This window comes from Pseudomonas sp. Je.1.5.c (assembly GCF_051129895.1).
GTDB lineage: Bacteria > Pseudomonadota > Gammaproteobacteria > Pseudomonadales > Pseudomonadaceae > Aquipseudomonas > Aquipseudomonas urmiensis.
In genome coordinates this window covers 1-24,536 of sequence record NZ_JBCPSP010000052.1, presented here as the reverse complement: position 1 = coordinate 24,536, position 24,536 = coordinate 1, and the positions used below count along the sequence as shown (strand labels likewise).

At 61.8% G+C, this 24,536-nt stretch carries 22 protein-coding genes; 11 read left to right on the top strand and 11 right to left on the bottom strand.

The window, feature by feature from the left end; genetic code table 11:
- Positions 1 to 102: 102 nt before the first annotated feature.
- Both AAZU54_RS24555 and AAZU54_RS24550 read right to left on the bottom strand, forming a co-directional pair.
- On the bottom strand, positions 103 to 423 hold the full coding sequence (locus AAZU54_RS24555) for a DUF2025 family protein (protein ID WP_186557602.1): 321 nt from the start codon (positions 421 to 423) through the stop codon (positions 103 to 105).
- A gap of 138 nt (positions 424 to 561) precedes the next feature.
- Positions 562 to 1,479, bottom strand: a complete 918-nt coding sequence (locus AAZU54_RS24550; protein ID WP_312154728.1) for a LysR family transcriptional regulator — start codon at positions 1,477 to 1,479, stop codon at positions 562 to 564.
- 114 nt (positions 1,480 to 1,593) lie between these two features.
- On the opposite strand from AAZU54_RS24550, the gene AAZU54_RS24545 reads away from it, so the two are divergent.
- Positions 1,594 to 2,352 (top strand): SDR family NAD(P)-dependent oxidoreductase, encoded by a 759-nt coding sequence (locus tag AAZU54_RS24545; RefSeq protein ID WP_312154729.1) that lies wholly within the window; start codon positions 1,594 to 1,596, stop codon positions 2,350 to 2,352.
- A 118-nt stretch (positions 2,353 to 2,470) separates the two neighbouring features.
- Here AAZU54_RS24545 and AAZU54_RS24540 read toward each other — a convergent pair whose 3' ends face one another.
- The 7 genes from AAZU54_RS24540 to AAZU54_RS24510 all read right to left on the bottom strand — a co-directional run bounded on the left by AAZU54_RS24540 (position 2,471) and on the right by AAZU54_RS24510 (position 7,351).
- Positions 2,471 to 3,340, bottom strand: coding sequence for an efflux RND transporter periplasmic adaptor subunit (locus AAZU54_RS24540; RefSeq protein WP_434727781.1), 870 nt, complete (start codon positions 3,338 to 3,340; stop codon positions 2,471 to 2,473).
- 11 nt (positions 3,341 to 3,351) lie between these two features.
- Positions 3,352 to 3,558, bottom strand: coding sequence for a DUF1656 domain-containing protein (locus tag AAZU54_RS24535; RefSeq protein ID WP_186557598.1), 207 nt, complete (start codon positions 3,556 to 3,558; stop codon positions 3,352 to 3,354).
- Positions 3,545 to 5,533, bottom strand: a complete 1,989-nt coding sequence (locus AAZU54_RS24530; protein ID WP_405129574.1) for an FUSC family protein — start codon at positions 5,531 to 5,533, stop codon at positions 3,545 to 3,547. The genes AAZU54_RS24535 and AAZU54_RS24530 overlap by 14 nt, the downstream gene beginning before the upstream one ends.
- Before the next feature lie 206 nt (positions 5,534 to 5,739).
- Positions 5,740 to 5,856, bottom strand: coding sequence for a cytochrome c oxidase subunit CcoM (ccoM, locus tag AAZU54_RS24525; protein ID WP_025340347.1), 117 nt, complete (start codon positions 5,854 to 5,856; stop codon positions 5,740 to 5,742).
- A 137-nt stretch (positions 5,857 to 5,993) separates the two neighbouring features.
- On the bottom strand, positions 5,994 to 6,155 hold the full coding sequence (locus AAZU54_RS24520) for a hypothetical protein (protein ID WP_186557596.1): 162 nt from the start codon (positions 6,153 to 6,155) through the stop codon (positions 5,994 to 5,996).
- A gap of 60 nt (positions 6,156 to 6,215) precedes the next feature.
- The gene (locus AAZU54_RS24515) at positions 6,216 to 6,542 is read right to left on the bottom strand and encodes an aspartate-semialdehyde dehydrogenase (protein WP_186557595.1); all 327 of its coding nucleotides are present in this window, start codon (positions 6,540 to 6,542) and stop codon (positions 6,216 to 6,218) included.
- A gap of 110 nt (positions 6,543 to 6,652) precedes the next feature.
- Positions 6,653 to 7,351: a M949_RS01915 family surface polysaccharide biosynthesis protein gene (locus tag AAZU54_RS24510; RefSeq protein ID WP_186557594.1), complete on the bottom strand. Its 699-nt coding sequence runs from the start codon at positions 7,349 to 7,351 to the stop codon at positions 6,653 to 6,655.
- Between the two features lie 123 nt (positions 7,352 to 7,474).
- On the opposite strand from AAZU54_RS24510, the gene rapA reads away from it, so the two are divergent.
- Together rapA and AAZU54_RS24500 are read left to right on the top strand one after the other, a co-directional pair.
- Entirely contained in the window at positions 7,475 to 10,321 is a 2,847-nt protein-coding gene (rapA, locus tag AAZU54_RS24505; RefSeq protein ID WP_392462960.1) for an RNA polymerase-associated protein RapA, read from the top strand.
- Positions 10,322 to 10,555: 234 nt separating this feature from the next.
- On the top strand, positions 10,556 to 12,820 hold the full coding sequence (locus tag AAZU54_RS24500; protein ID WP_186557592.1) for a putative bifunctional diguanylate cyclase/phosphodiesterase: 2,265 nt from the start codon (positions 10,556 to 10,558) through the stop codon (positions 12,818 to 12,820).
- Here AAZU54_RS24500 and AAZU54_RS24495 read toward each other — a convergent pair.
- A complete protein-coding gene (locus tag AAZU54_RS24495; RefSeq protein WP_186557591.1) occupies positions 12,720 to 13,607 on the bottom strand; it encodes an NAD(P)-dependent oxidoreductase in 888 nt (295 codons plus the stop codon). The genes AAZU54_RS24500 and AAZU54_RS24495 overlap by 101 nt on opposite strands.
- Positions 13,608 to 13,861: 254 nt before the next feature.
- Here AAZU54_RS24495 and AAZU54_RS24490 point away from each other — a divergent pair, with 254 nt between their 5' ends.
- Positions 13,862 to 15,979: a hypothetical protein gene (locus tag AAZU54_RS24490; protein ID WP_409456871.1), complete on the top strand. Its 2,118-nt coding sequence runs from the start codon at positions 13,862 to 13,864 to the stop codon at positions 15,977 to 15,979.
- A gap of 258 nt (positions 15,980 to 16,237) precedes the next feature.
- Here AAZU54_RS24490 and AAZU54_RS24485 read toward each other — a convergent pair whose 3' ends face one another.
- Positions 16,238 to 16,543 (bottom strand): DUF2288 domain-containing protein, encoded by a 306-nt coding sequence (locus tag AAZU54_RS24485; protein WP_186557589.1) that lies wholly within the window; start codon positions 16,541 to 16,543, stop codon positions 16,238 to 16,240.
- A 359-nt stretch (positions 16,544 to 16,902) separates the two neighbouring features.
- On the opposite strand from AAZU54_RS24485, the gene AAZU54_RS24480 reads away from it, so the two are divergent.
- The 7 genes from AAZU54_RS24480 to AAZU54_RS24450 all read left to right on the top strand — a co-directional run.
- Positions 16,903 to 18,018, top strand: coding sequence for a branched-chain amino acid ABC transporter substrate-binding protein (locus tag AAZU54_RS24480; protein ID WP_186557588.1), 1,116 nt, complete (start codon positions 16,903 to 16,905; stop codon positions 18,016 to 18,018).
- A 186-nt stretch (positions 18,019 to 18,204) separates the two neighbouring features.
- On the top strand, positions 18,205 to 19,128 hold the full coding sequence (gene livH, locus AAZU54_RS24475) for a high-affinity branched-chain amino acid ABC transporter permease LivH (protein ID WP_186557587.1): 924 nt from the start codon (positions 18,205 to 18,207) through the stop codon (positions 19,126 to 19,128).
- A complete protein-coding gene (locus AAZU54_RS24470; RefSeq protein WP_186557586.1) occupies positions 19,125 to 20,381 on the top strand; it encodes a high-affinity branched-chain amino acid ABC transporter permease LivM in 1,257 nt (418 codons plus the stop codon). Before livH ends, AAZU54_RS24470 begins: the two co-directional genes overlap by 4 nt.
- A complete protein-coding gene (livG, locus tag AAZU54_RS24465; protein WP_186557585.1) occupies positions 20,378 to 21,145 on the top strand; it encodes a high-affinity branched-chain amino acid ABC transporter ATP-binding protein LivG in 768 nt (255 codons plus the stop codon). Before AAZU54_RS24470 ends, livG begins: the two co-directional genes overlap by 4 nt.
- Positions 21,146 to 21,847, top strand: a complete 702-nt coding sequence (locus AAZU54_RS24460) for an ABC transporter ATP-binding protein (protein WP_186557584.1) — start codon at positions 21,146 to 21,148, stop codon at positions 21,845 to 21,847.
- Between the two features lie 210 nt (positions 21,848 to 22,057).
- Positions 22,058 to 22,732: a COG3650 family protein gene (locus tag AAZU54_RS24455; RefSeq protein ID WP_186557583.1), complete on the top strand. Its 675-nt coding sequence runs from the start codon at positions 22,058 to 22,060 to the stop codon at positions 22,730 to 22,732.
- A gap of 103 nt (positions 22,733 to 22,835) precedes the next feature.
- Positions 22,836 to 24,536, top strand: a 1,701-nt coding sequence (locus AAZU54_RS24450) for an NAD(P)/FAD-dependent oxidoreductase (RefSeq protein ID WP_434727780.1), incomplete at its 3' end; no start/stop codon positions are given.

Genomic DNA, 24,536 nt, shown 5'->3' with positions numbered 1-24,536 from the left:
ATTTCCAGTTCGGCGCGGCCCCTGTAGGAGCGGACTTGCCCGCGAAGAGGCCGCTTCTGACACCACATCTACCGCAGCCCCGCCGATAGAACAACCGATCAATCAGCGCAAATTGCGCTCGGCGACGATTTCCGGCAGGTCCGTGCGCTGCAAATAAATGCGTAAAGGCTGGCCAATATTCAGTCGATCATCCACATGTTGCCCAAGCAACAAGGCTAGCCGCTCACGGCATAACGCCATGCGCGTCCCGGCTTCGGCTCGCCAGACAAATTCGCTACAGGGAGTAATGCTGTCATCCGCCACGTCCATGCCGAACGCGTCTTCTGAAAAGCGCACGATATGCGTACCGCGCTTGCCGTGAAAGCCGACGAAACCATTGAGCTGGTCAGCGGCGCTGCAGATGTCCTGGGATGTAATGGCCATGGCGTACCTCGCAAAAAGATGGGAGTCACGCACGCAGGGTAAGCGGCTGCCTCTGCCGGGCAACGCGCAAGGGCCAGCCTAGCGCAAGTCGGCAGGGGACGGCCAAGGTTTTCGCAGCCGTGAAGCCATCCGCTCGCTTCAACTGGCGCTCGCCGCTGGATCGACCTGCCCCTCGAGCACCACCGCCAACCAGCTCATGAACGCCTGGACCCGGCGTGGCACATGGCGCTGACGTGCATACAACAAAGACACCGGCATGGCCTGGGCCTGCCAGGGTTCGAGCACCGAGACCAACGCGCCACTGCGCAGGTGCTCGGCCACGCCAACTGCAGGCACCTGGATCAATCCCAGGCCTGCCAGACAAGCGGCAGAATAAGCTTCGGCATTGTTGACCGTGACCACGCCACCCATGGGCTGCAAGTACACTTGCCCTTCCCGCTCATACTCGAATCCTGCGCTGCGCGCGCCAAGATTGCGCACGTAGTGGACCAGTCGATGCCCGGCCAGGTCGGCAAGACTGTGCGGCATGCCGAATGTGGCCAGGTAAGCGGGGCTGGCGCAGTTGCGCATGCTCAACTGGCCGATCGGCCGCGCCACTACGTCCAGGTCACTGAGCGCACCAATGCGCATCACACAATCAAAGCCTTCACGCAACAGGTCGACCTGACGATCGGTGCAGCTGATTTCCACCTCAAGATGAGGATGACGCTGGAGGAACTGCGGCAACGCCGGGATGATCACCCGTCGCGCCATCATGGTCGGTAGATCGATCCGCAGGCGGCCGGACAATTGCGCATCGTCGGCACGAAACAAGCTTTCGATCTCATCCATGCCCGAGAGCAAGTCCTTACTGCGCTCGTACAGCAGCAGCCCGTCCTGAGTCGCCTGGACTCGGCGGGTGGTGCGGTTGAACAGCCGACTACCGAGCAATCGCTCCAGCGCCTTGACCTGCTCGGAGACGGTAGAGCGCGGCAGGCCCAGGCTCTCCCCGGCCAGGGTGAAACTGCACAGTTCATTGACCCTGACAAAGGTCTTCAGCAGCTCAAGCTTGTTCATCCTCAGGCACTCGATTATCCGGATCTAGCGAACAGTATTTCCAAATTCACAGGATTTAACAGCCTGGAGGCGATCAATAACCTGTTCCTCACAACCACCCATGAGGAGTTCGCCATGACTCGCAAGATTGCATTGATCACCGGCGCCAGCCGCGGCCTTGGTAAAAACACCGCCCAGCACCTGGCGGCGCGCGGCATCGATGTTATCGGCACTTACCACAGCAAAGCCGATCAAGCCTTAGCGCTAGCCGAACAACTGCAACAAGCGGGTGGGCGCGCCGCCATGCTGCAATTAGATGTCGCCGACAGCAGCAGCTTCGCAGGTTTTGCAGCACGTCTTAGCGACACCCTGGAGCAGCACTTTGGCCGTCGTCAGTTCGACTACCTGGTGAACAATGCCGGGATCGGCTTGAACGTGCCGTTCAGTGAAACCAGTGAGGCGCAGTTCGACCAGTTGCTGAATATCCAACTCAAAGGGCCGTTCTTCCTTACCCAGCAGATGTTGCCGCTGCTGGCCGACGGCGGGCGCATCGTCAACATTTCCACGGGCTTGACCCGCTTCGCCCTGCCCGGCTATGCCGCCTATGCCGCCATGAAAGGCGCCATGGAAGTGCTGACCCGTTACCAGGCCAAGGAGCTAGGCGTTCGGGGGATCCGGGTGAACATTCTCGCGCCAGGGGCGATCGAGACTGACTTTGGCGGCGGTGTGGTGCGCGACAATGCCCAGGTCAATGACTTCATCGCCGGCAATACCGCGTTGGGACGGGTCGGCTTGCCTGATGATATCGGTGCGGCGGTGGCGCTGTTGCTTGAACAGGGCAATGGCTGGATCACTGGGCAGCGGCTGGAGGTTTCCGGGGGGATGTTCCTGTAACGCTGTCGTCTGTTGCAAGGCTATCGCGGGGCAAGCCCGCTCCCACGCAATGGACTCTGCCCGAGCTGCGTGGGAGCGGGCTTGCCCCGCGATAGCGGCAGTACAACCGGCAAGCACTTCAAGGTTCGGCCTGATCCTCATGTACCTGCACACTGGCTGTCATCCCCGCGCTCAGGGTCACCCCCTGCGGCACCTGATCCAAGCGAATCCGCACCGGAATCCGCTGCGCCAGCCTCACCCAGTTGAACGTCGGCTCAACCTCAGGCAACAGCTGGCTGTCAGGGTTGCTGTTGGCGTCGGTGATCCCGCGGCTGATGCTCTGTACATGCCCCTGCATCGAATCGCCGGCCCCCATCAGCCAGACCTTGACCGAATCACCGACGCGAATGCGCGGCAACTTGGTTTCTTCGAAATAGGCCTGGATATAGAACGTCGAATCATCCACCAGGGCCATCACCGACTGTCCAGTGTTGACGTAGTTACCCTGCGCCAGGCGCAAGTTGGTGATGTGTCCACTACGCGGCGCGCGCACTTCGCTGCGCTCAAGGTTGATCTTGGCCACTTGTAACTGCGCTTGGGCCTCGTGCAGTTCACCGCGCGCCACCGCCGCGTTGATCTGGGCATTCTCGCGCAGCTCGGCACTGATCGCATCGGGGCCAAGCGCGGTGCGCCGCGCCGCTTCGCGTTCACGCAGGTGCAACTGCTGGGCGCGGGTCTCGGCGACCGCCTTGGCCTGGTCGAACGCGGCCTGAAAGCGCTCGCGGTCGATGCTCATGAGCACATCGCCCGCTTTCACCTGCTGGTTATCCTGGACCTTGAGCTCTCGCACCCAACCCGAAACATCCGGGGCAATCACCACCACGTCGGCGCGAACCCGGGCGTCGCGGGTCCACGGCGTCAGCATGTAGTACTGCCAAAGGTGATAGCCGGCAAACACGGCGATGATCACCACACACAGGGTGACCAAGGTACGTACCGCTGTACGCATGGACTGACTCCTTACAAAGGCCCTAGCAGACGTACCACCAGGAACAAGATACAAACGAACAATGCCGCATCGAACAACGCTTCATGCCAGATCCAGCGTCCAAGCGGCGTGGCCTGCACCAGCAGGCGCAGCGCACCAGTCACCAGCAGCGCAATCAGCACGTAGATCAGAAACGGGCTGAGCAGCACACCGCCCACCGCCCATTCACGCAAGCCCATGCATTTCCTCCTGCCAACGGCACCACTTGCCCCAGCTCTTCTGTAACTGCAGCACGGCGCCCTCGGCCAGCCGCAGCGGGTCGCTCGGCGGCTGGCGGCGCAGGGCCGCGATGAATTGCTCACTGGCCGCATCCAGGCGCTGGCCGCGCCCCGGCGCCGGGCCTCTGGAAAGCACCGCTTCGACTTGCTGCAAGTATTGCCTTTGCGCCGCATCGAGCGGTGCCTGGGCCACAGCCAAGCACATGCGCAGGTGCACCAATTCATCGCCGATGTCCAGGCCGTGCAGGCCATCGTCCCAGCGTTTGCGCTGAGCTTCGGGCAGCTCGCTGGCATGGCGCGCCAGCTGCATCAGGCGGTCGGCCATGCGCCCGCCGAACCAACTGTCGGCGCCACGCAGGTCGCGGCGGGTCAGGCGAACCAGGTCACTCTGCGTCGCCGCGCGCAGCCGCCGGCCCAACCACGTTGGATGGCGGATCACCACCAGGCGGAAAGCCAATACCGCAGCGCCAACGCCCATCAGCATCGCCTGGGCGCTGTTGAGCATGCTCGCCACGTCAAAGTGCATGGCGTTGAGCGGCGACACCAACACAATGAAATGCAGGCAATACGAGGTGGCGGTAGCGCCGGTGCGCGGATGGGCCATGCCCAGGGCGCCGAAGAACAGCGGCACGCCCATGGCTAAACAGAGCATGGCGAAGCTGCTCCACTGCGGCAGGAGAATCTGCCCCACCACAAACGCCACCGGGATCGCCAGGAAAATCCCGCGCAAGAAACTCAAGCCGATCTGTGCGCCGTTCTCACGGCTGGCGAACAGGCTACAGACCACGCAAGTCAGCACCAGCCCGCCAGGTGCCGACGGCCAGGCGGTGGCTAACCAGAAACTGCTCATGACCAAAAACGCCAAGGCGCTGCGCGAGCCGAACAGCAGAGCCAGCGGCAGGTCACGATGCACGGCCAGACCTTGCGACATATCCTTGGGCGTCCTGCCCTCCTCGACATCCTGCAAAGCCTGGGTCGCCGCCATGGCGTAGTCCAGCAACAAGGCCATGCGCGCCAGGCAGTAATGTTCGGCAGAACTGATCTGCTCGTCGTGGGCGGCGTCCCAGATACGTTGGCGCAACAGCAACAGGCTCGGCAGTTCGGGCTGCGCCAACTGGGCGCGAACCTCATCCAGCCACGGCGAAAGGCGCTGGGCCTCCTGGTCATCGAGCTGGCGCCACTGCCGGCGTACCGAGCGCGAAATGCGCAGCAGCACCATCAGTTTCTGACTCAAGCCGCGAATGGCCCTGGCCCGCTGCCGGCCACTGCTGCCTTCAAACCAGGCGTGCTCGCGCTGCGAATCGATGGCGACGATCCGCCCCAGGATGTCCAACAAGCCTTGGCGCGCGCCCTCCTCACCGCCGAGCATGGCAGTCGACGCTTGCATGCCGTTTTGCCAGGCCTGGCGCGCCTGCCCGCCAAGCTGCTGCTCGACCCGCATAGGCCAGAGCAAGGCGCTGGTAGCGGTTGCACAGACGATGCCCAAGCAAATCTCGGTGCAGCGCGCTACCGCCTGATCGAACACCTGCAGCGGATGATCGATGGCCGGCAAGGCAATGATCGCCACGGTGTAGCCAGCCAGCACGAAGGCATACGACCAAGCACTGCGCAATTGCGTGGAAGCGGCGGTGCACAGCGCCAACCACAGCGCCAGGGTAAGCAGGAACAGCCACGGCGTCTGTGCGAACAAGCCGATGAACACCACCGACATAAAGGTGCCGACCAGGGTCCCGGCCAAGCGCGCCAGGCCCTTCTGCACCACCATGCCTGACAAAGGCTGGGCGACGATAAAGGCGGTCATCAAGGCCCAGGACGGCTGCTCCAACCCCCAGCGCATGGCCAGCCACAACGCCAGGCCGCCGCCCAACAGGGTCTTGATGGCGAACTTGATGGCGAGGTTGCTGGGTGCGAACAGGGCCTGGAGGGTGATGGGCACGAATCGGACCTTGCGGGGGTGATGAGTAGAACGATAGACAACGCTGGCAAGGATAAAGCGGAAACCAATAATTAGCTAGCTAATCATCTTTGTATGTTATTTGCGCTGTGCCCCGCTACGAGCGCGTCATCGACAAAAACCGCAGACAAAAAAATGGGCGACCGAAGTCGCCCTAAATGCCTTGCGTGCTCGTGAATCGGGAAGGATCAACGCGGTTTGCGTTTGTTCGAATCCTTCCAGATGAAAATGCCCAGACCGGCGAAGAACACCACCATCAACCCGACCGTTACCACACCCGCGATAACCACATTGTCGAAGAACATGTCGGCGCTCCCGTATTCGTTTGCCGTTGTCCGATGGGTGCAAGGTAACCAATACGAGGGAGGAAGAAATTGACCGGGGTCAATGGTGCCCGAGGCCGGGCACGCGAGGCGGGCGCAGGGTTGACCTGGGTCAAGTTTCAGCGTTTCTTGGGCTTGCCCTTGGGCTTGTTCTTTTTGGCCTGGCTCAACGGCATGGCCTGCTCGAAGGCCTGGCGCACTTCATTGAGGCGCTTGTCCTTGAGGTCATGGATACGTTTGGCGCGCTCGGCACCGAAGTCGATCAGGTTGTCTTCACTCATGGGCGGGCCCGACAGTCAGCAGAGACATGCATGATGAAGCCAGGCGCAGGCGTTGACCAGTCAGACTTCGATATCGACCAGCAAACCCTGCCTCGGACGCTCGCCGAGTGGCGCCACCGGAACAGTGTTATCGGCGTTGAGCTCTTCACCGGCAAGGGCTTCGTAACGCTCATCCTGGTTATTCTGCCGCCGCTGTTGCTGGCGGCGCTGCTCATCACGCAGCAGCAGGGCTTGCTCGTCAGGGTCGCGCTTGTGCTTGAGGTCGATGGCGCTTTCGCCGGAAGCAGGCTGCGCGGGGACCACCGGACGAATATCGGGGGTCGGCTTGACCGGATCCTGTTGCGAGGTCACGGGGGCGGCACTGAGCGGGATGATCGGCGGCAGCATGGGGAAGTTCTCCTGTCGCTACTGTGTCGGCCAGCCTTCAACTGTCTTGAGCCTGTAGCCAGGCGATTGTGCGGCGCATCACAGCGGCGCACCAGCAAGTATAGATGGGCTTACTGGGCTGGCTCCTCGTCCGGCTCATCCTCAGGCGACGGGCTGGTTTCGCTCCAGGGGCGCTTGTAGACCTGCTGCCAGACGCTATCGAGGTGCTCGCGCACCCCTTGCGGGGCGCTCTTGAGCGAGGCGCTGTCTTCGCGCTCTCCGCCAATGGGCTCCTCACCGGCCGGGGTAATCTGCGATTGTCCGGTGATGCTGTAAATGGCCTGGCCTTCGCGCATTTCGATGGCGATGTCATGGGGTTCGATACCGCCACCACAAAACGCATGGCTGGCCACGGTCAGCTCGGCGATGCCATCTTTATTAAGGTCGCTGACATCACTGACGTCGCTATAGAAGTCCACGTCCAGATCCAACCCCGGACACGTGGTCTCCTGCTCGATCTGCCAACGCGGCTTGAATGCATCGCTGTCCGAGCTGCGCGCATACAGGGTGGCCTTGAGCACCACCTTGTCGACTTCCTGCTCGCTCTCGGCATCGGTGGCCTGGCCATCGACCCGGCTCAGCACCAGTAGCCCTTCACCCTCACGGTCACGAAAGTGCACGCTCTTGATCGGCGTCTGCACGCCGAGCACTTCGAGCTGCTCGACCGGGATCGGTGGCAGGGTTTGAAAAGTGTTTTGGTCACAGGCGGCCAGTAGCAGCAAGCTGCCCAGGCCCAGGGAGGCGTTCAACCAGCGCTGCTTGGCAAGCATTCGACTTGGAGCCCTCGAGGTGTTGAGGTGTTCGTCGATGAAACAGCTAGACTCTTTATTCTTTGGTCTGCCCGGTCTATCCGTTAACATAGCCGGCTTTTCATCGGCGGGAGTTCAGGCAGTATGGCGCAGCAGTATCAACCGGGGCAACGCTGGATCAGCGACAGCGAAGCAGAGCTCGGCCTGGGTACCATCCTGGCGCAGGATGGCCGCCTGTTGACCGTGCTTTATCCGGCCACTGGCGACACCCGTCAGTATTCCCTGCGCAATGCGCCGCTGACCCGCGTGCGCTTCTCGCCAGGCGACCAGATCACTCACTTCGAGGGCTGGAAGCTGACCGTTCGCGAAGTTGAAGATATCGACGGCCTGATGGTCTACCACGGGCTCGACGGGCAAAACCAGCCGCGTACCCTGCCTGAGACCCAGCTGTCCAACTTCATCCAGTTCCGCCTGGCCAGCGACCGACTGTTCGCCGGGCAGATCGACCCACTGGCGTGGTTCTCGCTGCGTTACAACACCTTGCAGCACAACAGCAAACAGATGCTCTCGTCGCTGTGGGGCCTGGGCGGCTGCCGCGCCCAACCCATCGCCCACCAGTTGCACATTGCCCGCGAAGTGGCCGACCGGATCGCCCCGCGGGTACTGCTGGCCGACGAAGTCGGCCTGGGCAAGACCATCGAAGCCGGCCTGGTGATCCATCGCCAGCTACTGACTGGCCGCGCCAGCCGCGTGCTGATCCTGGTGCCAGAGAACCTGCAGCACCAATGGCTGGTGGAAATGCGTCGGCGTTTCAACCTGCAGGTGGCACTGTTCGATGCCGAGCGCTTCATCGAAAGCGATGCCAGCAACCCGTTCGAAGACGCTCAGTTGGCGTTGGTCGCGCTGGAATGGCTGGTCGACGACGAGAAAGCCCAGGACGCGCTGTTCGCCGCCGGTTGGGACTTGCTGGTAGTCGACGAAGCGCACCACCTGGTCTGGCATGAAGAACAGGTCAGCCCTGAATACGGCCTGGTCGAGCAACTGGCCGAGGTCATCCCCGGCGTGCTGCTGCTCACCGCCACGCCCGAGCAACTTGGCCAGGACAGTCACTTCGCCCGTCTGCGCCTGCTCGACCCGAACCGTTTCCACGACCTGGCCGCCTTCCGCGCCGAGAGCGAGAACTATCGCCCGGTAGCCGAAGCGGTGCAGGAGCTGCTCGAACAAGGCCGCCTGTCGCCCAAGGCCCACGCCACTATCCACGGCTTCCTCGGTGCTGAAGGCGAAGCGCTGCTGGCTGCGGTCAGCGATGGCGACAGCGAGGCCAGCGCGCGCCTGATCCGTGAGCTGCTCGACCGCCACGGCACCGGCCGGGTGCTGTTCCGTAACACCCGTGCTGCAGTCCAGGGCTTCCCTGAGCGTCAACTGCACCCCTACCCGCTGCCCAATCCCGAGCAATACGCCGAGCTGCCCAACGGCGAGCGCGCCGAGCTGTACCCGGAGGTGGCCTTCCAGGCCCAGGGCCCGGGCGACGAGGAAGAACGCTGGTGGCGCTTCGACCCACGGGTCGACTGGCTGATCGATACCCTGAAGATGCTCAAGCGCACCAAAGTGCTGGTGATCTGTGCCCACGCCGAGACCGCGATGGACCTGGAAGACGCCCTGCGCGTGCGCTCCGGCATCCCGGCAACCGTGTTCCACGAAGGCATGAGCATTCTTGAACGGGACCGCGCCGCAGCCTACTTCGCTGACGAAGAGTTCGGCGCCCAGGTGCTGATCTGCTCGGAAATCGGCAGTGAGGGGCGTAACTTCCAGTTCGCCCACCACCTGGTGATGTTCGACCTGCCGGCCCACCCCGACCTGCTCGAGCAGCGTATTGGTCGTCTTGACCGGATTGGCCAGAAGCACACTATCCAACTGCACATCCCCTACTTGCAGGACAGCCCGCAAGAGCGCCTGTTCCAGTGGTACCACCTGGCGCTGAACGCTTTCCTCGCCACCTGCCCGACTGGCAGCGCCCTGCAGCATCGCTTCGGCCCACGCCTGTTGCCGCTGCTCGAAAGCGGTGAAACCGGCACCTGGGACAAGTTGGTCGCCGAGGCGAAAACCGAGCGCGAGAACCTTGAAGCTGAACTGCACAGCGGTCGTGACCGCCTGCTCGAGCTCAATTCGGGTGGTGCTGGCGAAGGCCAGGCGTTGGTTGAAGCGATTCTCGAACAGGACGACCAGTTCGCCCTGCCGATCTACATGGAAACCTTGTTCGATGCCTTCGGTATCGACAGCGAAGACCATTCGGAAAACGCCCTGATCCTCAAGCCGAGCGAGAAGATGCTCGACGCCAGCTTCCCGCTGGGCGACGACGAAGGCGTGACCATCACCTACGACCGCGCCCAGGCACTGTCGCGCGAAGACATGCAGTTCCTGACCTGGGAACACCCAATGGTCCAGGGCGGCATGGATTTGGTGTTGTCCGGCTCTATGGGCAACACCGCCGTGGCGCTGATCAAGAACAAAGCGCTCAAGCCGGGTACCGTGTTGCTCGAGCTGCTGTATGTCAGCGAAGTGGTAGCACCACGCAACTTGCAGCTGGGCCGATACCTGCCGTCGGCGGCGCTGCGCTGCCTACTCGATGCCAATGGCAACGACCTGGCCGCACGGGTGGCGTTCGAAACGCTCAACGACCAGCTCGAAAGCGTGCCACGCGCCAGCGCCAACAAATTCATCCAGGCGCAGCGCGATGCGCTTGCGCAGCGGATTGCTGGCGCCGACGCGAAGATCTTGCCGGTCCATGTCGAGCGCGTGGCCGAGGCGCAACGGCGCCTGGCGGCTGAGGCCGACGAAGAGCTGGCGCGTTTGACCGCGCTCAAAGCGGTTAACCCGAGCGTGCGCGACAGTGAGATCGATGCGCTGCGCAAACAGCGGGTTGATGGCTTGGCCATGCTGGAGAAGGCGGCGCTGCGGTTGGAAGCGATTCGCGTGTTGGTTGCAGGCTAAATTTAAGGTTGTAACTATTGGGGCTGCTTCGCAGCCCATCGCTGGCTTGCCTGCGATGGGCCGCAAAGCGGCCCCAATTGCTTAGAGCCCACCGCTATTAAACCAATAACCAAATGGTAGAGAGCAAAATGCCATTAATCAGGAAGGCTTAAGCACCTCTTCCTATACTGCTTGCTGAACAGTCTCCATCCAGATTCCCTGGAGACGCGTGCAGGGTCGACGAAGAGGCAAGCAATGGACTGGCTGGGACTGCAATTGTTCGCCGATTTGCCGGCTACGGGACAGATCGTTCTCGACTGCCGTCACGAACCGTTCCTGGTAGCGCTCGCCTATCTGGTGGTCTGTGCGGCGTGCTTCGCCACCCTGGACATGGCCGAACGGCAAAGCAACAGCGAAAACCTCGGTGCGCGCCGGCAATGGCGCATCCTGGGTGCCTGTTGCCTGGCCGGTGGGGTATGGGCCATGCACTTCATCAGCATGCTGGCATTCCGCGCACCGCTGGAAATCCACTACGACGTGCCCATGACCGGGCTGTCCCTGTTGATCGCCCTGCTCGCCTCTTGGCTGGCGATGAACAGCCTGGACCGCAGTGAAATGCGCCCGCGTCACTATCTTCAGGCCGCCGTCTTCATCGGCCTGGGCATCACCTTGATGCACTACGTGGGCATGGCCGCCCTGCAAACCAGCGCTCAACAGTACTACCAGACCCACCTGCTGCTGGCCTCGTTGGGCATTGCCATCGCCGCCAGCCTGGTAGCCTTGTTGATGGCGCGCCACTTGCGCAACGGCAGTGGCACCTTGCACCTGGCCATGAAATATGGCGCCAGCGTGCTGATGGCGGCCGGTATCGTGGTCACCCACTTCACTGGCATGGCTGCCATGACCCTGGTGATCCCAACGGACGCCGCCCTCAGCCTGCCATCGACCGACAACAGCTTGCAAATGGGCTTGACCATCGCTTTCATCACCCTGCTGATCAGCGGCAGCAGCATCAGCGCCGCACTCGCCGACAAAAAACTGCAAAGCAAAGAACACGACCTGCGTCGGGTCAGCGTGCTGCTCAGCCAATTGGACCAAGCCCGTGTTTCGCTGCAGCAAGCCGCCCACTACGACGCCCTGACCAACCTGGTCAATCGCCGCGGCTTCAACCAAGTGTTTGCCGAGCGCCTGGCCGAACAAGCCGCCAACGACGGCATGCTGGCGGTGATGTTTCTCGACATCGATCACTTCAAACGCATCAACGACAGCCTCGGCCATGCCGCCGGCGACGACCTGCTCAAGGTCATCGCCAGCCACATCAAGGCCGCCACCCGCAGCCAGGACCTGGTGGCGCGCTTTGGCGGCGACGAGTTCTGCATCGTCACCAGCCTGAATAACCGCGATGAAGCACGCCAGCTGGCGCTGCGCATCATGCACCGGATGAAAGACCCGATCGATCTGGGCGGCCGGCGCATGGTGATGACCACCAGCATTGGCATCAGTATCTTCCCCGACGATGGCCGCAACGCCGAGGAGCTGCTGAAAAACGCCGATCTGGCCCTGTATCAATCCAAGGGCTGTGGGCGCAATAACCTGAATTTCTTCAATAGCGGCCTGCGTACCCGCGCCACCCTGGAGCTGCAATTGGAAGAGGAACTGCGCGTGGCCCTGCTCGAAGAGCGCGGCCTGTGCGTGCACTACCAGCCGATCTTCGATTTGCACAACGGCCAGGTAGCCAAGCTCGAAGCCTTGGTCCGCTGGCAGCACCCCCAGCACGGCCTGCTTGGGCCGGATCGCTTCATCGGGATTGCCGAAGCCAACGGCCTGATCGCCGACCTTGACCTGTGGGTGCTGCGCCGCGCCTGTGAAGACCTGGCCCAGCTCAATCGCCACGGCTATACCAGCCTCAAGGTGACGGTCAATTGCTCGGCATTGACCCTGGGCCGCGAAGAGCTGGCCACCGAGGTGGAACTGGCGCTGTTCCAAGCAGGCCTGTCGCCACGGCAATTGGAGCTGGAGGTGACCGAAAATGCCCTGATGGGCGACATCAATCGCACCATCAACCTGCTCAAGCGCATCCGCGCCCAGGGCGTGGCGCTGTCGATCGACGACTTCGGCACCGGCTATTCGTCACTGGCCTACCTCAAGCGCCTGCCGCTGGACGTGCTGAAGATCGACCGTTCGTTCATCCAGGACGTCCCGGCCAGCCAGAAAGACCGCGAGATCGTCCAGGCGATCATCATGATGGCCCACACCCTGCACCTACAGGTGGTCACCGAGGGCGTGGAAACCGTTGAACAACACGAATTCCTCGCCGCCCACAGCTGCGACTACCTGCAAGGCTACCTGCTCAGCCGCCCGGTACCGCTGGGCGAACTGCGCCCGGTGCTAGAACGCCTCGACCGCCAGGACAGCGACTTCAGTCCTTGTGTCGATACAGTTCTACCAGGGTCGCCGGATCTTTTTGCAGATACCCCTGGCTACCATGCAAACGCATCAATTGCGCGGCGAGGCCACTGAGCGGGGTTGCCGTGCCCTGCTCGCGAGAAAATTTCACGGCGGTATCCAGGTCCTTGAGCAAGGTGCGCACATGCCACTTGATCGGTTCGAAGCGGCTCTCGGCCATTTGCGGGGCAAGGATCTGCAAAGGCTTGGAGTCAGCGAAGCCGCCCGCCAGCGCCTCGGCGATCAGGCCGGCCTCGACCCCCGACTGCTCGGCCAGTGCAACCACCTCGGCGATCACCAGCGCATTGCAGGCGACGATCATCTGGTTGCAGGCCTTGGTCACCTGCCCTGCGCCAACGCCGCCCATGTGCGTCACCCGCTGGCCGAGGTTGAGCAGCACCGGGCGTGCCCTGGCCAAATCCTCGGCCGCACCGCCAACCATGATCGCCAGCGTCCCCGCCTCCGCCCCCGGAGTGCCGCCCGACACCGGTGCATCCAACCAGGCCATGCCACACAGCGCCGCCAGCTCCGCGGCCATTTCGCGGGTCGCGGTCGGCTCCAGGCTGGAGAAGTCCACCAGCAGCTGCCCGCTGCGCCCGCCCCGGGCCACACCCTGCTCGCCGAATACCACCTCGCGCACCACGGCGGTATCCGCCAGGCACAGCAGCACCATGTCGGTATCGCGGCATAGCTCTGCGGGGCTGGCAGCCAGACGGGCGCCCGCCTCGACCAGCTCGGCGCATTTGTCCGGGCTGCGATTCCATACCGTCAGCCGATAGCCCGCGGCCAACAACCGCCGGCACATCGGCAGGCCCATCAGACCGATTCCGGCGAATCCTAACGCAGGCAGTGCAGTACTCATGAACGACTCCAGATTAAAGAAGGGTGACAAACGGGCGATGTAATGCCATCGCGAAAGAAAAACCCTTAGAAGCTGTAAGGCAAACCCCTATCGCACCCGTAAATGGCGCACTGATACAGTCGCGAACTTCTCCGTGATGGCCAGATGATACTCACCTCTTCGGGCCAACCACTCCAGGCAAATGGCGCACTATGACCTCTACCAATAATTCTGCCAATGCGGTGCCCGAGTCGGCGATCCCCTCCACCGCGCTGATGACAGCAGCGCGTGAACCGCTGCCCACTCGCAGCGTGCCGGCGCAGCAGTACCTGTATTACACCGAGCAGGATATCCAGCGCATCCTCGACAACCTCGATGGCCTGCGCGACCTGGTGTTCCCCCAGAACGGCCACATCGAGGACGAAAGCCAACTGCGCCTGGAGCAGCAATTTCCTTCGGTGTGCCTGATCGGCCTTGGCCGCTGCGGCTCGAACATTGCCCTGGACGTGGCGGAGCTGGTCTACAACGCTCGCACCTTCTTCCTCAACGAGTTCAACAACGAGGATCGCCACAAAGGTGAATCGGGCTACAGCCCGGCACGCTGGATTCGCCAGAACCTGCGCCTGGTGCAGAACAAAGGTGCAAAACCGGTGTTTCTGGTCGAGCCATTGGTGATGCTCGGTGACCTGGACAAGGACATCGCCGGGCGCATCCGCTTCTCGCGCAAGGGTGAGCGCGGCGGCTTCCTGCGGGACTACAGCAAAATGAAGATCATGGACCTGTCCGAGGTCCATGCCGGTGGTGCCGGTAACGCACCGATCCTCGGTCAGTACCTGGCCAAGATCATCCTCAACAAAGACACCCAGCGTTTCTCCAGCGCCGACTGGAAACTGATTCACTCGTACCTGATCGACTCCTGCGGGATCAAGGCCAACCAGTCGCGGCTGTACTTCTATATCTTCAGCGCCGGTGGCGGTACCGGCTCGGGCATGGCGTCGGAATTCGGCCTGGCCCAGCAGTACTCGTACATGAACAAAACCTTCGACACCAAGCCTGCCGACGAGAACGACGGCAAGAGCGGGCATTCGTTCGTCTTCGAACCGATCTTCACCAGCGGCATCTGCGTGCTGCCCAATGCCTCGGATCATCGCAGCGAAATGTCCGAAGCGCTGCACATCAACGCCGGTCGTCTGCTGTGCAAATACCTGTCCGAGGAATGGGACTTTTCCTATAACTTCGACAACGAAGACAGCAGCGAAGCCAGCGTCATGGGCCGCATCCGCCCGTGGAACGCGATGATGCTGATTTCCAACGACATCATGCGCTACGCCGAAGAAAGCGATGACGGCACCATTCAGAACATCGACGTCAACGCGATGGAGAAGCACGCCAACCAGTACATCTCCCAACAAATCTTCAACATCCTCACCGCCCAGGCGGTGACCACCGATTACGATCAGAACTACTTCCGCCGCGCCGGCATCGACATTGGCGAAACCATTCGCCTGGACGCCAATGACCTGTTCATGAGCCTGGCCGGCCCAGTGGCGATTGCCTATGCCGAATCGGTGGTGCCGGAGATCCCGGCGCAGGGGTCGGACAAGTTCAAGGTATTCGAGCGCGAAGCACCGCGCCTGGACATCGATGATCTGTTCTTCCGCTCCATCGACCTGCCGCACTTCAACAAGCAGACCCAGGCCATCGAAGGCATCAGCCTGCTGCCGATCGAGTCGCGCCGTTATCGCGCGGCGCTGGAGCAGTACCAGGCCTCAGGCTTCGACCCGGCGGCATTGCATGACCTGCACTTCTTCAAGAACTGCTCGTCGGTGGTATCGATCGTCTCGCTGCCCAAGGACTACAAGCTGTCGTACATGGACCTGAACCGGCTCAAGACCCACCTCAACAGCCTGTTCCCCAACACCACCCTCAAGCGTTACGCGCTGGTGATCGGCGCCTCGGCCAACCTGTCGCTGACCACCTTGATCGCCAAGAGCCCGTGTTTGTCGGACGACTTCCTGACCTTGATCGTAGCGTTCATCAAGCGCTGCTTCGCGCGTAACCCGTACCGCTTCGACGATACCCTGGACAACGCCATCCTGGAGTTCATCACCAGCGAGCACTTCGAGGAAGAGCGCATTGACGAGTTGCTCAATGAGTTCGAGAACCCGGCGAAGATCCTCGATACCAACTGGTATGCGATCAAGCCGATGTACGAGAAGAAGTACCGCGAACTGATCAACGACAAGAGCCGGTTTGTCTCGATCAATGACATTCGCTTGTCGCGCGAGTGCGTGAAGAAGGCGGTGAAATACCTGCGCGAGATCTTCCGCCACCGGATCGGTAAGACCCGGGTCATCTCGCTCAATAGTCATACCGGGCGCGTCGACTACTGAGGCACTGGGGCCGCCGCGCGGCCCATCGCAGGCTGTCGCCAGCTCCCCCAGGTACAGCGCTGCAGGTGAGCGCGACGCGAGACTGTGGAAGCCGGCTTGCCCGCGAAGGGCCGCTCTGCGGCCCCATTACGCATTCCGTAAACTGTTACCGCTGCGCCGAATCAACCCGGCACTGTTACCAACTTCCACCTTACGTGCGCGTCAACACGCACTTATTTGATGCGCCTGCACATTTTCACGCACCAAAAAAGCGCGACATCACTGCGTTTTCTTCTCTTGCATCACCACGAACGGCGAAACCACCACCGCCCAGATCTCTGGATCGCGGCTTTGCAGGTCAAGCGCCTGCTCTGCCGACAATGCCCCAACAGTGCCATCACTACGCCACTTGGCGAAGATCTCGCTGCGATTCTCGGCCATCGCCTCGGCAACGGCGATCAGGTCCAACTCAGGCGCGACCCAAATCAGGTCACCCTTGGCCCAAAATCGTTCCAACGCGTTCCACTCGATGATTGCAGTCTCGCCGAGCAATTTGGCATAGAGGGTGCTTGTTTGATCAGTCATGGGTTCCTACCGGCAAAAATCGGCCAATGAAAAAGGTCGGCATTTTTGCAGAAAAACCCGGTTTCAAATACGTAAATTGGTCGATTGGTCCCGAACTTGTGGGGTGGGGCTGGCGATGCAGGCAAAGTGATGGCGCTTTTCTGTATCTTTGTGTCGATCAAGCGACACCTCGGCAATTTGGCGCTTTTCAGCCGCTTTTCAAGCGCTTGGACAGCGCTCTACACTGTACCGGTACAGTTCCGGGACATGTTCCGGGGGAAGGTGGGCTTGCGTCTGGCATGGCCATGCCGCAAATCCCGCCCGGTCTGTAGCCCTGGCCGCCAGGACTATAAGAATTACAACAGAATGAGTGGAGCACTATGATCAAGATTTCCAAGCTGTTCGCCGCAATGGTTCTGGCCGGGGTAGCCAGCCATTCGTTTGCCGCCGACACCATCAAGATCGGTATCGCCGGTCCCAAGACGGGTCCTGTGACCCAGTACGGCGACATGCAGTTCATCGGCGCCAAACAGGCCATCAAGGACATCAACGCCAAGGGCGGCGTCGATGGCAAAATGCTTGAAGCCAAGGAATACGACGACGCGTGCGACCCGAAACAGGCCGTGGCAGTCGCCAACAAAGTGGTCAACGATGGCGTCAAGTTCGTGATCGGCCACCTGTGCTCCAGCTCCACCCAGCCTGCGTCCGACATCTATGAAGATGAAGGCGTGATCATGATCACCCCCGCCGCCACCAGCCCGGAAATCACTTCCCGTGGTTACAAGCTGATCTTCCGCACCATCGGCCTGGACAGCGCTCAAGGCCCAGCTGCCGGCAACTACATCGCCGACCACGTCAAGCCGAAGGTCGTTGCTGTTCTGCACGACAAACAGCAATACGGCGAAGGCATCGCCACTGCGGTCAAGACCACCCTGGAAGGTAAAGGCACCAAGGTTGCCGTGTTCGAAGGCCTGAACGCTGGCGACAAGGACTTCTCCTCGATCATCCAGAAGCTCAAGCAAGCCAACGTCGACTTCGTCTACTACGGCGGCTACCACCCAGAGCTGGGCCTGATCCTGCGCCAAGCCCAGGAAAAAGGTCTGAAAGCCAAGTTCATGGGCCCAGAAGGCGTCGGCAACGACTCCATCTCGCAGATTGCCCAAGGCGCTTCCGAAGGCCTGCTGGTCACCCTGCCTAAGTCCTTCGACCAGGATCCTGCCAACAAGGCCATCGCCGATGCGATCAAGGCTGACGGCAAAGACCCAAGCGGTCCATTCGTGTTCCCAGCCTACTCGGCTGTCGAGCTGATCGCCGAAGGCATCAAGGCAGCCAAGTCCGAAGACACCGACAAAGTAGCCGAGGCCATCCACGCCGGTACCTTCAAGACCCCGACTGGCGACCTGTCGTACGACAAGAATGGCGACCTGAAAGACTTCAAGTTCGTGGTCTACGAATGGCACTTCGGCAAACCGAAGACCGAAGTCTCCCCTCAGTAACTGCGTGACTAAATAGCTGAGCTAACGAGCCCACTGTGCGAGCAGTGGGCTTTGTTTTACGAGGTTCATGGACCTGATTCCCGCGATCCGGGGGCCGGTTCACCTGAAAATCTTAAAACCGTCACTCGCGGTTTCCTGGCCTACCCCCGCCAGTGAAATGCAAATCAGGTTTTTAGGAGCGCTGTAATGCCTGAGATCTACCATTTCTTCCAACAACTGGTTAATGGATTGACCATCGGCAGCACCTACGCCTTGATCGCCATCGGTTACACGATGGTGTACGGCATCATTGGCATGATCAACTTCGCCCACGGCGAGGTGTACATGATCGGTTCCTATGTGGCCTTCATCGCCCTTGCCGGGCTGGCCATGATGGGCATCGACTCGCTGCCGATCCTGATGACCGTGGCGTTCGTCGCGACGATCTTCGTTACCAGTGCCTATGGCTACAGCATCGAACGGGTTGCCTATCGCCCTCTGCGTAACAGCAACCGTCTGATCCCGCTGATTTCCGCTATCGGCATGTCGATTTTCCTGCAGAACACCGTGCTGCTATCGCAGGACTCCAAGGACAAGTCCATCCCGAACCTGATTCCGGGGAGCATCTCCTTCGGCCCAGGTGGCGCGGAGGAAGTCCTGATTTCCTACATGCAGATCCTGGTGTTCATCGTCACCCTGGTGGCCATGACCCTGCTGACCCTGTTCATCTCCCGTTCTCGCCTGGGCCGCGCCTGCCGCGCCTGTGCCGAGGACATCAAGATGGCCAACCTGCTAGGCATCAACACCAACAACATCATTGCCCTGACCTTCGTCATCGGTGCCGCGTTGGCGGCGGTGGCGGCTGTATTGCTGAGCATGCAATACGGCGTGATCAACCCCAACGCCGGTTTCCTGGTAGGCCTGAAGGCCTTCACCGCGGCGGTATTGGGCGGCATCGGCAGCATTCCGGGCGCCATGCTCGGCGGGCTGGTGCTGGGCGTGGCCGAAGCCTTCGGCGCCGACATCTTCGGCGACCAATACAAGGATGTGGTGGCGTTCGGTCTCTTGGTTCTGGTGCTGTTGTTCCGGCCGACCGGCATCCTGGGCCGTCCGGAGGTTGAAAAAGTATGAACAAAAATCTCAAACAGGCGTTTTTCAGCGCCTTGCTGGTGTGGGCCGTGGCCTTCCCGGTGCTAGGCCTGAAGCTGAGCATCGACGGCATCAACCTGATCGTGCACAGCCAGGGGCCGTTCACCCTCACGGTGATCGCCGTGTGCTCGGTGCTGATGTTCTTGCGGGTGCTGTTCGACAAGCAGTGGAGCGCCGTCACCTCCAGAGGCTCGGACCGCAAGCTGATCTCGCCGGCAGTGAGCAACTTCCTCACCCTGCCCAAGACCCAGCGCTGGATCATCCTCGGCCTGATCGTAGTGGCGCTGGTGTGGCCGTTCTTCGGTTCACGCGGCGCGGTCGACATTGCCACGCTGATCCTGATCTACGTGATGTTGGGCCTGGGCCTGAACATCGTGGTCGGACTGGCTGGCCTGCTCGATCTGGGTTACGTCGGTTTCTATGCCGTCGGCGCCTACAGCTACGCGATGCTGTCGCACTACTACGGGTTGAGCTTCTGGATCTGCCTGCCGATCGCCGGCCTGATGGCAGCCACCTTCGGCTTCCTGCTGGGCTTCCCGGTATTGCGTCTGCGCGGTGACTACCTGGCGATCGTGACCCTCGGTTTCGGTGAGATCATCCGCCTGTTCCTGCGTAACCTCACCGATCTGACCGGCGGCCCCAACGGCATCAGCAACATCGAGAAGCCGACGTTCTTCGGCTTGACCTTCGAGCGGCGTGCGGCCGAGGGGATGCAAACCTTCCACGAGTTCTTCGGCCTGCCTTACAACTCGATCAACAAGGTCATCTTCCTCTACCTGGTAGCGCTGCTGTTGGCCCTGTTGGCGCTGTTCGTCATCAACCGCCTGCTGCGCATGCCGATTGGCCGCGCCTGGGAAGCCTTGCGTGAAGACGAAATCGCCTGCCGCGCATTGGGCCTGAACCCCACCGTGATCAAGCTCTCGGCGTTCACCCTGGGCGCCTGCTTCGCCGGTTTCGCCGGTAGCTTCTTCGCCGCACGGCAAGGGTTGGTGACGCCGGAGTCGTTCACCTTCATCGAGTCGGCGATCATCCTCGCCATCGTCGTGCTCGGCGGCATGGGCTCTCAGTTGGGCGTGATCCTCGCGGCCATCGTGATGATCCTGCTGCCAGAGCTGATGCGTGAGTTCAGCGAGTACCGGATGCTGATGTTCGGTGCGCTGATGGTGTTGATGATGATCTGGCGTCCGCAAGGCTTGCTGCCTATGCAACGTCCACATTTGGAGCTGCGTCGATGAGCCGCGAAATTCTGCAAGTCAGCGGCCTGAGCATGCGCTTCGGCGGCTTGTTGGCGGTCAACGGCGTGGCCCTGACCGTCAAGGAAAAACAGGTGGTGGCGCTGATCGGCCCGAACGGCGCCGGCAAGACCACGGTGTTCAACTGCCTGACCGGCTTCTACAAGCCAAGCGGCGGCACCATCCTGCTCGACGGCCAGCCGATCCAGGGCCTGGCCGGCCACCAGATCGCCCGCAAGGGCGTGGTGCGTACGTTCCAGAACGTGCGTTTGTTCAAGGAAATGACCGCGCTGGAAAACCTGCTGATTGCCCAGCACCGGCACTTGAACACCAACTTCTTCGCAGGCCTGTTCAAGACTCCAAGCTTCCGCCGCAGCGAGCGTGAGGCCATGGAGCGCGCGCAGTACTGGCTGGAGAAGGTCAACCTGACCGAGTTCGCCAACCGTACCGCCGGCACCCTGGCGTACGGCCAGCAGCGACGCCTGGAGATCGCCCGCTGCATGATGACCCAACCGCGGATCATCATGCTCGACGAGCCAGCCGCTGGCTTGAACCCCAAGGAAACCGAAGACCTCAAGGCACTGATCGGCTATCTGCGCGAATCCCACAACGTGACCGTGCTGCTGATCGAGCACGACATGAAGCTGGTGATGAGCATCTCCGACCATATCGTGGTGATCAACCAGGGTACGCCCCTGGCCGACGGCACGCCGGAGCAGATCCGCGACAATCCTGAAGTGATCAAGGCCTACCTGGGGGAAGCGTAAATGCTCAAGTTCGAAAACGTTTCCACCTTCTACGGCAAGATCCAGGCACTGCACAGCGTCAACGTCGAGATCAACCAGGGCGAAATCGTCACCCTGATCGGCGCCAACGGTGCCGGCAAGTCGACCTTGCTGATGACCCTGTGCGGCTCGCCCCAGGCGCATAGCGGCAGCATCAAGTACCTGGGCGAAGAGCTGGTTGGCCAGCCTTCCTCACACATCATGCGCAAGAGCATCGCGGTGGTCCCCGAAGGCCGCCGGGTGTTCGCTCGCCTGACGGTCGAGGAAAACCTGGCCATGGGCGGCTTCTTCACCAACAAGGGCGACTACCAGGAACAATTGGACAAGGTCCTGGAGTTGTTCCCGCGCCTGAAGGAGCGCTACATCCAGCGCGGTGGCACCATGTCCGGCGGTGAACAGCAGATGCTCGCCATCGGTCGCGCGTTGATGAGCAAGCCCAAGCTGCTGCTGCTCGATGAACCGTCGCTGGGCTTGGCGCCGATCATCATCCAGCAGATCTTCGACATCATCGAACAGCTGCGTCGTGATGGCGTGACGGTGTTCCTGGTCGAGCAGAACGCCAACCAGGCGTTGAAGATCGCTGACCGTGCCTATGTGTTGGAAAACGGCCGGGTGGTGATGCAGGGCACTGGTGAAGCGTTGTTGAGTGATCCAAAGGTACGTGACGCGTATCTGGGTGGTTGATCGACATTGCACACAGAAAGGGCCTTCGGGCCCTTTTTTCATGGGCGCCCGAACCTGCTGTAGCAGCCCACTCTCCCACACCAGGGTGAGCGTGGGAGCGGGCTTGCCCCGCGATAGGGCCAGCACCGCCACAACGCAAATGCCCTTGTGCCCCGCGACCATGCTGGGTAACGTGCCCACTTCATCCGCTGTGACCCCGGAGCCTCATCCATGCGCCTCACCCCTCCCCTGTTGCTCGCCGCCCTGCTGCCTCTGTTCGCCGGCTGCCAGATACTGGCGGACAAACCGAGCGATCCAGACCTCGGCACCACGCGCATGCAGGGCGAACTGAGCGCCAGCGGTGGCAAACTGCTGTTCAAGCCGTGCAGTGAAAGCCGCTTGTTCGTGGTCAATGACGCCGGCACCACCGGCATTCTGCAAGAAGCGGCAAACCTGGCCGATGATGCCGGCGACAAGCTGTTCGCCGATGTCCGTGCCCGCCTGACCGGCAGCAAGCAGGCCAATACCGATGGCCAACTCGACGTCCGTCGCCTGTATCGCCTCGAGCCTTCGACCAACGCCTGCGAAGACCCCAACTTCAAACAGCTGACCCTGCGCGCCGGCGGCCATGAGCCGGAGTGGGACATCAAGGCCAGCGGCAAGGGCATGGTGCTCAACCGGGTCGGCCAAGAGCCACTGCCACTGCCCTTTCTGGAAGAACAAGTCCCTGGCGGCGGCCTGACCCTGAGCAGCGAAGCCAATGGTAAACAGGTCGAGCTGTGGGTCTCCCCGCAGCGCTGCGTCGACAGCGCCACCGGTGCCATCCGCCACCTGCGCGCGCAGCTGAAGATCGACGGCCAGACCCTGCAAGGCTGCGGTTACTATGGCGGCGCTCGCGACAACTGATCGTCGGGCACTTTTATCCTGCCAGTCAGGGCGGCGAACAGCTTATACTTGGCGGTTTGAGTAAAGCCGCCGGCCGCCCATGGCCGGGATACTGGACCCTGCCATGCTACGAATCACCGAACTGAAGCTGCCCCTGGACCATCCCGACGAAGCCCTGCGCGAGGCCATCGTCCAGCGCCTGGGCATTCGCGATGACCAACTGCTCAGCTTCACCCTGTTCAAGCGCAGCTACGACGCCCGCAAGAAAAACAGCGAACTGCTGTTCATCTATACCATCGACCTGCAGGCGGCCAACGAAGCCGAGCTGCTGGCCAAGTTCGCTGACGATCGCAACATCAGCGTGGCGCCAGATGTCAGCTACAAGTACGTCGGCCAAGCGCCGGCCAACCTTGACCAGCGTCCGCTGGTGGTGGGCTTTGGCCCCTGCGGCATCTTCGCCGGGCTATTGCTGGCACAGATGGGCTTCAAGCCGATCGTACTCGAGCGCGGCAAGGAAGTTCGCCAGCGCACCAAGGACACCTGGGGCCTGTGGCGTAAAAGCGTGCTCAACCCTGAGTCCAACGTGCAGTTCGGCGAAGGCGGCGCCGGGACCTTCTCCGACGGCAAGCTCTACAGCCAGATCAAAGACCCGCAGCACCATGGCCGCAAGGTCCTGGAAGAGTTCGTCAAGGCCGGTGCGCCGGACGAGATCCTCTACATCAACAAGCCGCACATCGGCACCTTCCGCCTGACCGGCATGGTCGAGAACATGCGCGCCGAGATCATCGCCCTGGGCGGTGAAGTGCGCTTCGAGCAAAAGGTCAGCGACCTGCTGATCGACGGCGAACAGCTCACCGGCGTGGTGCTCGACAGCGGCGAACAGCTGCACTCGCGCCATGTGGTCCTGGCCCTGGGCCACAGCGCCCGTGACACCTTCCGCATGCTGCATGGCAAGGGCGTGTTCATGGAGGCCAAGCCGTTCTCGGTCGGTTTCCGTATCGAGCACCCCCAGACCCTGATCGACAAGGCTCGCCTGGGCAAATACGCCGGTCACCCGAAGCTGGGCGCCGCCGACTACAAGCTGGTGTACCACGCCAAGAACGGTCGTTCGGTGTACAGCTTCTGCATGTGCCCGGGCGGCACCGTGGTCGCCGCGACCAGCGAGCCAGGCCGGGTGGTGACCAACGGCATGAGCCAATACTCGCGTAACGAGCGCAATGCCAACTCCGGCATCGTCGTGGGTATCGATCCGGAGCGTGATTATCCGGGTGGTCCACTGGCTGGCATTGAACTGCAGGAGCGCCTTGAAGCGCACGCCTACGTGATGGGTGGCAGCAACTATCAGGCGCCGGCGCAACTGGTTGGTGACTTCGTTGCCGGACGTCCTTCGACCGCGCTCGGTAGTGTCGAGCCGTCGTACAAGCCGGGGGTGACCCTGGGTGACCTGGCACCGAGCCTACCAGACTTCGCTATCGAAGCGATTCGTGAGGCGCTGCCAGCCTTCGACCGGCAGATCAAGGGCTATAACCTGCACGATGCAGTCCTGACCGGGATTGAAACCCGTACCTCTTCGCCGCTGCGTATCACCCGTGATGCGAGCTATCAGAGCGTCAATCTCAAGGGGCTGTTCCCCGCGGGTGAAGGCGCAGGCTATGCCGGCGGGATTCTCTCGGTGGTCGCCGTATCATTAAAAATGGCGGGGGGGGGGGGGGGGGGGGGGGGGGGGGGGGGGGGGGGGGGGGGGGGGGGGGGGGGGGGGGGGGGGGGGGGGGGGGGGGGGGGGGGGGGGGGGGGGGGGGGGGGGGGGGGGGGGGGGGGGGGGGGG

What these genes read in the sequence shown, in the direction of transcription:
- AAZU54_RS24555 (WP_186557602.1), bottom strand. Translation starts at nt 423, where the DNA reads ATGGCCATTACATCCCAGGACATCTGCAGCGCCGCTGACCAGCTCAAT.
- AAZU54_RS24550 (WP_312154728.1), bottom strand. Translation starts at nt 1,479, where the DNA reads ATGAACAAGCTTGAGCTGCTGAAGACCTTTGTCAGGGTCAATGAACTG.
- AAZU54_RS24545 (WP_312154729.1), top strand. Translation starts at nt 1,594, where the DNA reads ATGACTCGCAAGATTGCATTGATCACCGGCGCCAGCCGCGGCCTTGGT.
- AAZU54_RS24540 (WP_434727781.1), bottom strand. Translation starts at nt 3,340, where the DNA reads ATGCGTACAGCGGTACGTACCTTGGTCACCCTGTGTGTGGTGATCATC.
- AAZU54_RS24535 (WP_186557598.1), bottom strand. Translation starts at nt 3,558, where the DNA reads ATGGGCTTGCGTGAATGGGCGGTGGGCGGTGTGCTGCTCAGCCCGTTT.
- ccoM (WP_025340347.1), bottom strand. Translation starts at nt 5,856, where the DNA reads ATGTTCTTCGACAATGTGGTTATCGCGGGTGTGGTAACGGTCGGGTTG.
- AAZU54_RS24520 (WP_186557596.1), bottom strand. Translation starts at nt 6,155, where the DNA reads ATGAGTGAAGACAACCTGATCGACTTCGGTGCCGAGCGCGCCAAACGT.
- AAZU54_RS24515 (WP_186557595.1), bottom strand. Translation starts at nt 6,542, where the DNA reads ATGCTGCCGCCGATCATCCCGCTCAGTGCCGCCCCCGTGACCTCGCAA.
- AAZU54_RS24510 (WP_186557594.1), bottom strand. Translation starts at nt 7,351, where the DNA reads ATGCTTGCCAAGCAGCGCTGGTTGAACGCCTCCCTGGGCCTGGGCAGC.
- rapA (WP_392462960.1), top strand. Translation starts at nt 7,475, where the DNA reads ATGGCGCAGCAGTATCAACCGGGGCAACGCTGGATCAGCGACAGCGAA.
- AAZU54_RS24500 (WP_186557592.1), top strand. Translation starts at nt 10,556, where the DNA reads ATGGACTGGCTGGGACTGCAATTGTTCGCCGATTTGCCGGCTACGGGA.
- AAZU54_RS24495 (WP_186557591.1), bottom strand. Translation starts at nt 13,607, where the DNA reads ATGAGTACTGCACTGCCTGCGTTAGGATTCGCCGGAATCGGTCTGATG.
- AAZU54_RS24490 (WP_409456871.1), top strand. Translation starts at nt 13,862, where the DNA reads ATGACAGCAGCGCGTGAACCGCTGCCCACTCGCAGCGTGCCGGCGCAG.
- AAZU54_RS24485 (WP_186557589.1), bottom strand. Translation starts at nt 16,543, where the DNA reads ATGACTGATCAAACAAGCACCCTCTATGCCAAATTGCTCGGCGAGACT.
- AAZU54_RS24480 (WP_186557588.1), top strand. Translation starts at nt 16,903, where the DNA reads ATGATCAAGATTTCCAAGCTGTTCGCCGCAATGGTTCTGGCCGGGGTA.
- livH (WP_186557587.1), top strand. Translation starts at nt 18,205, where the DNA reads ATGCCTGAGATCTACCATTTCTTCCAACAACTGGTTAATGGATTGACC.
- AAZU54_RS24470 (WP_186557586.1), top strand. Translation starts at nt 19,125, where the DNA reads ATGAACAAAAATCTCAAACAGGCGTTTTTCAGCGCCTTGCTGGTGTGG.
- livG (WP_186557585.1), top strand. Translation starts at nt 20,378, where the DNA reads ATGAGCCGCGAAATTCTGCAAGTCAGCGGCCTGAGCATGCGCTTCGGC.
- AAZU54_RS24460 (WP_186557584.1), top strand. Translation starts at nt 21,146, where the DNA reads ATGCTCAAGTTCGAAAACGTTTCCACCTTCTACGGCAAGATCCAGGCA.
- AAZU54_RS24455 (WP_186557583.1), top strand. Translation starts at nt 22,058, where the DNA reads ATGCGCCTCACCCCTCCCCTGTTGCTCGCCGCCCTGCTGCCTCTGTTC.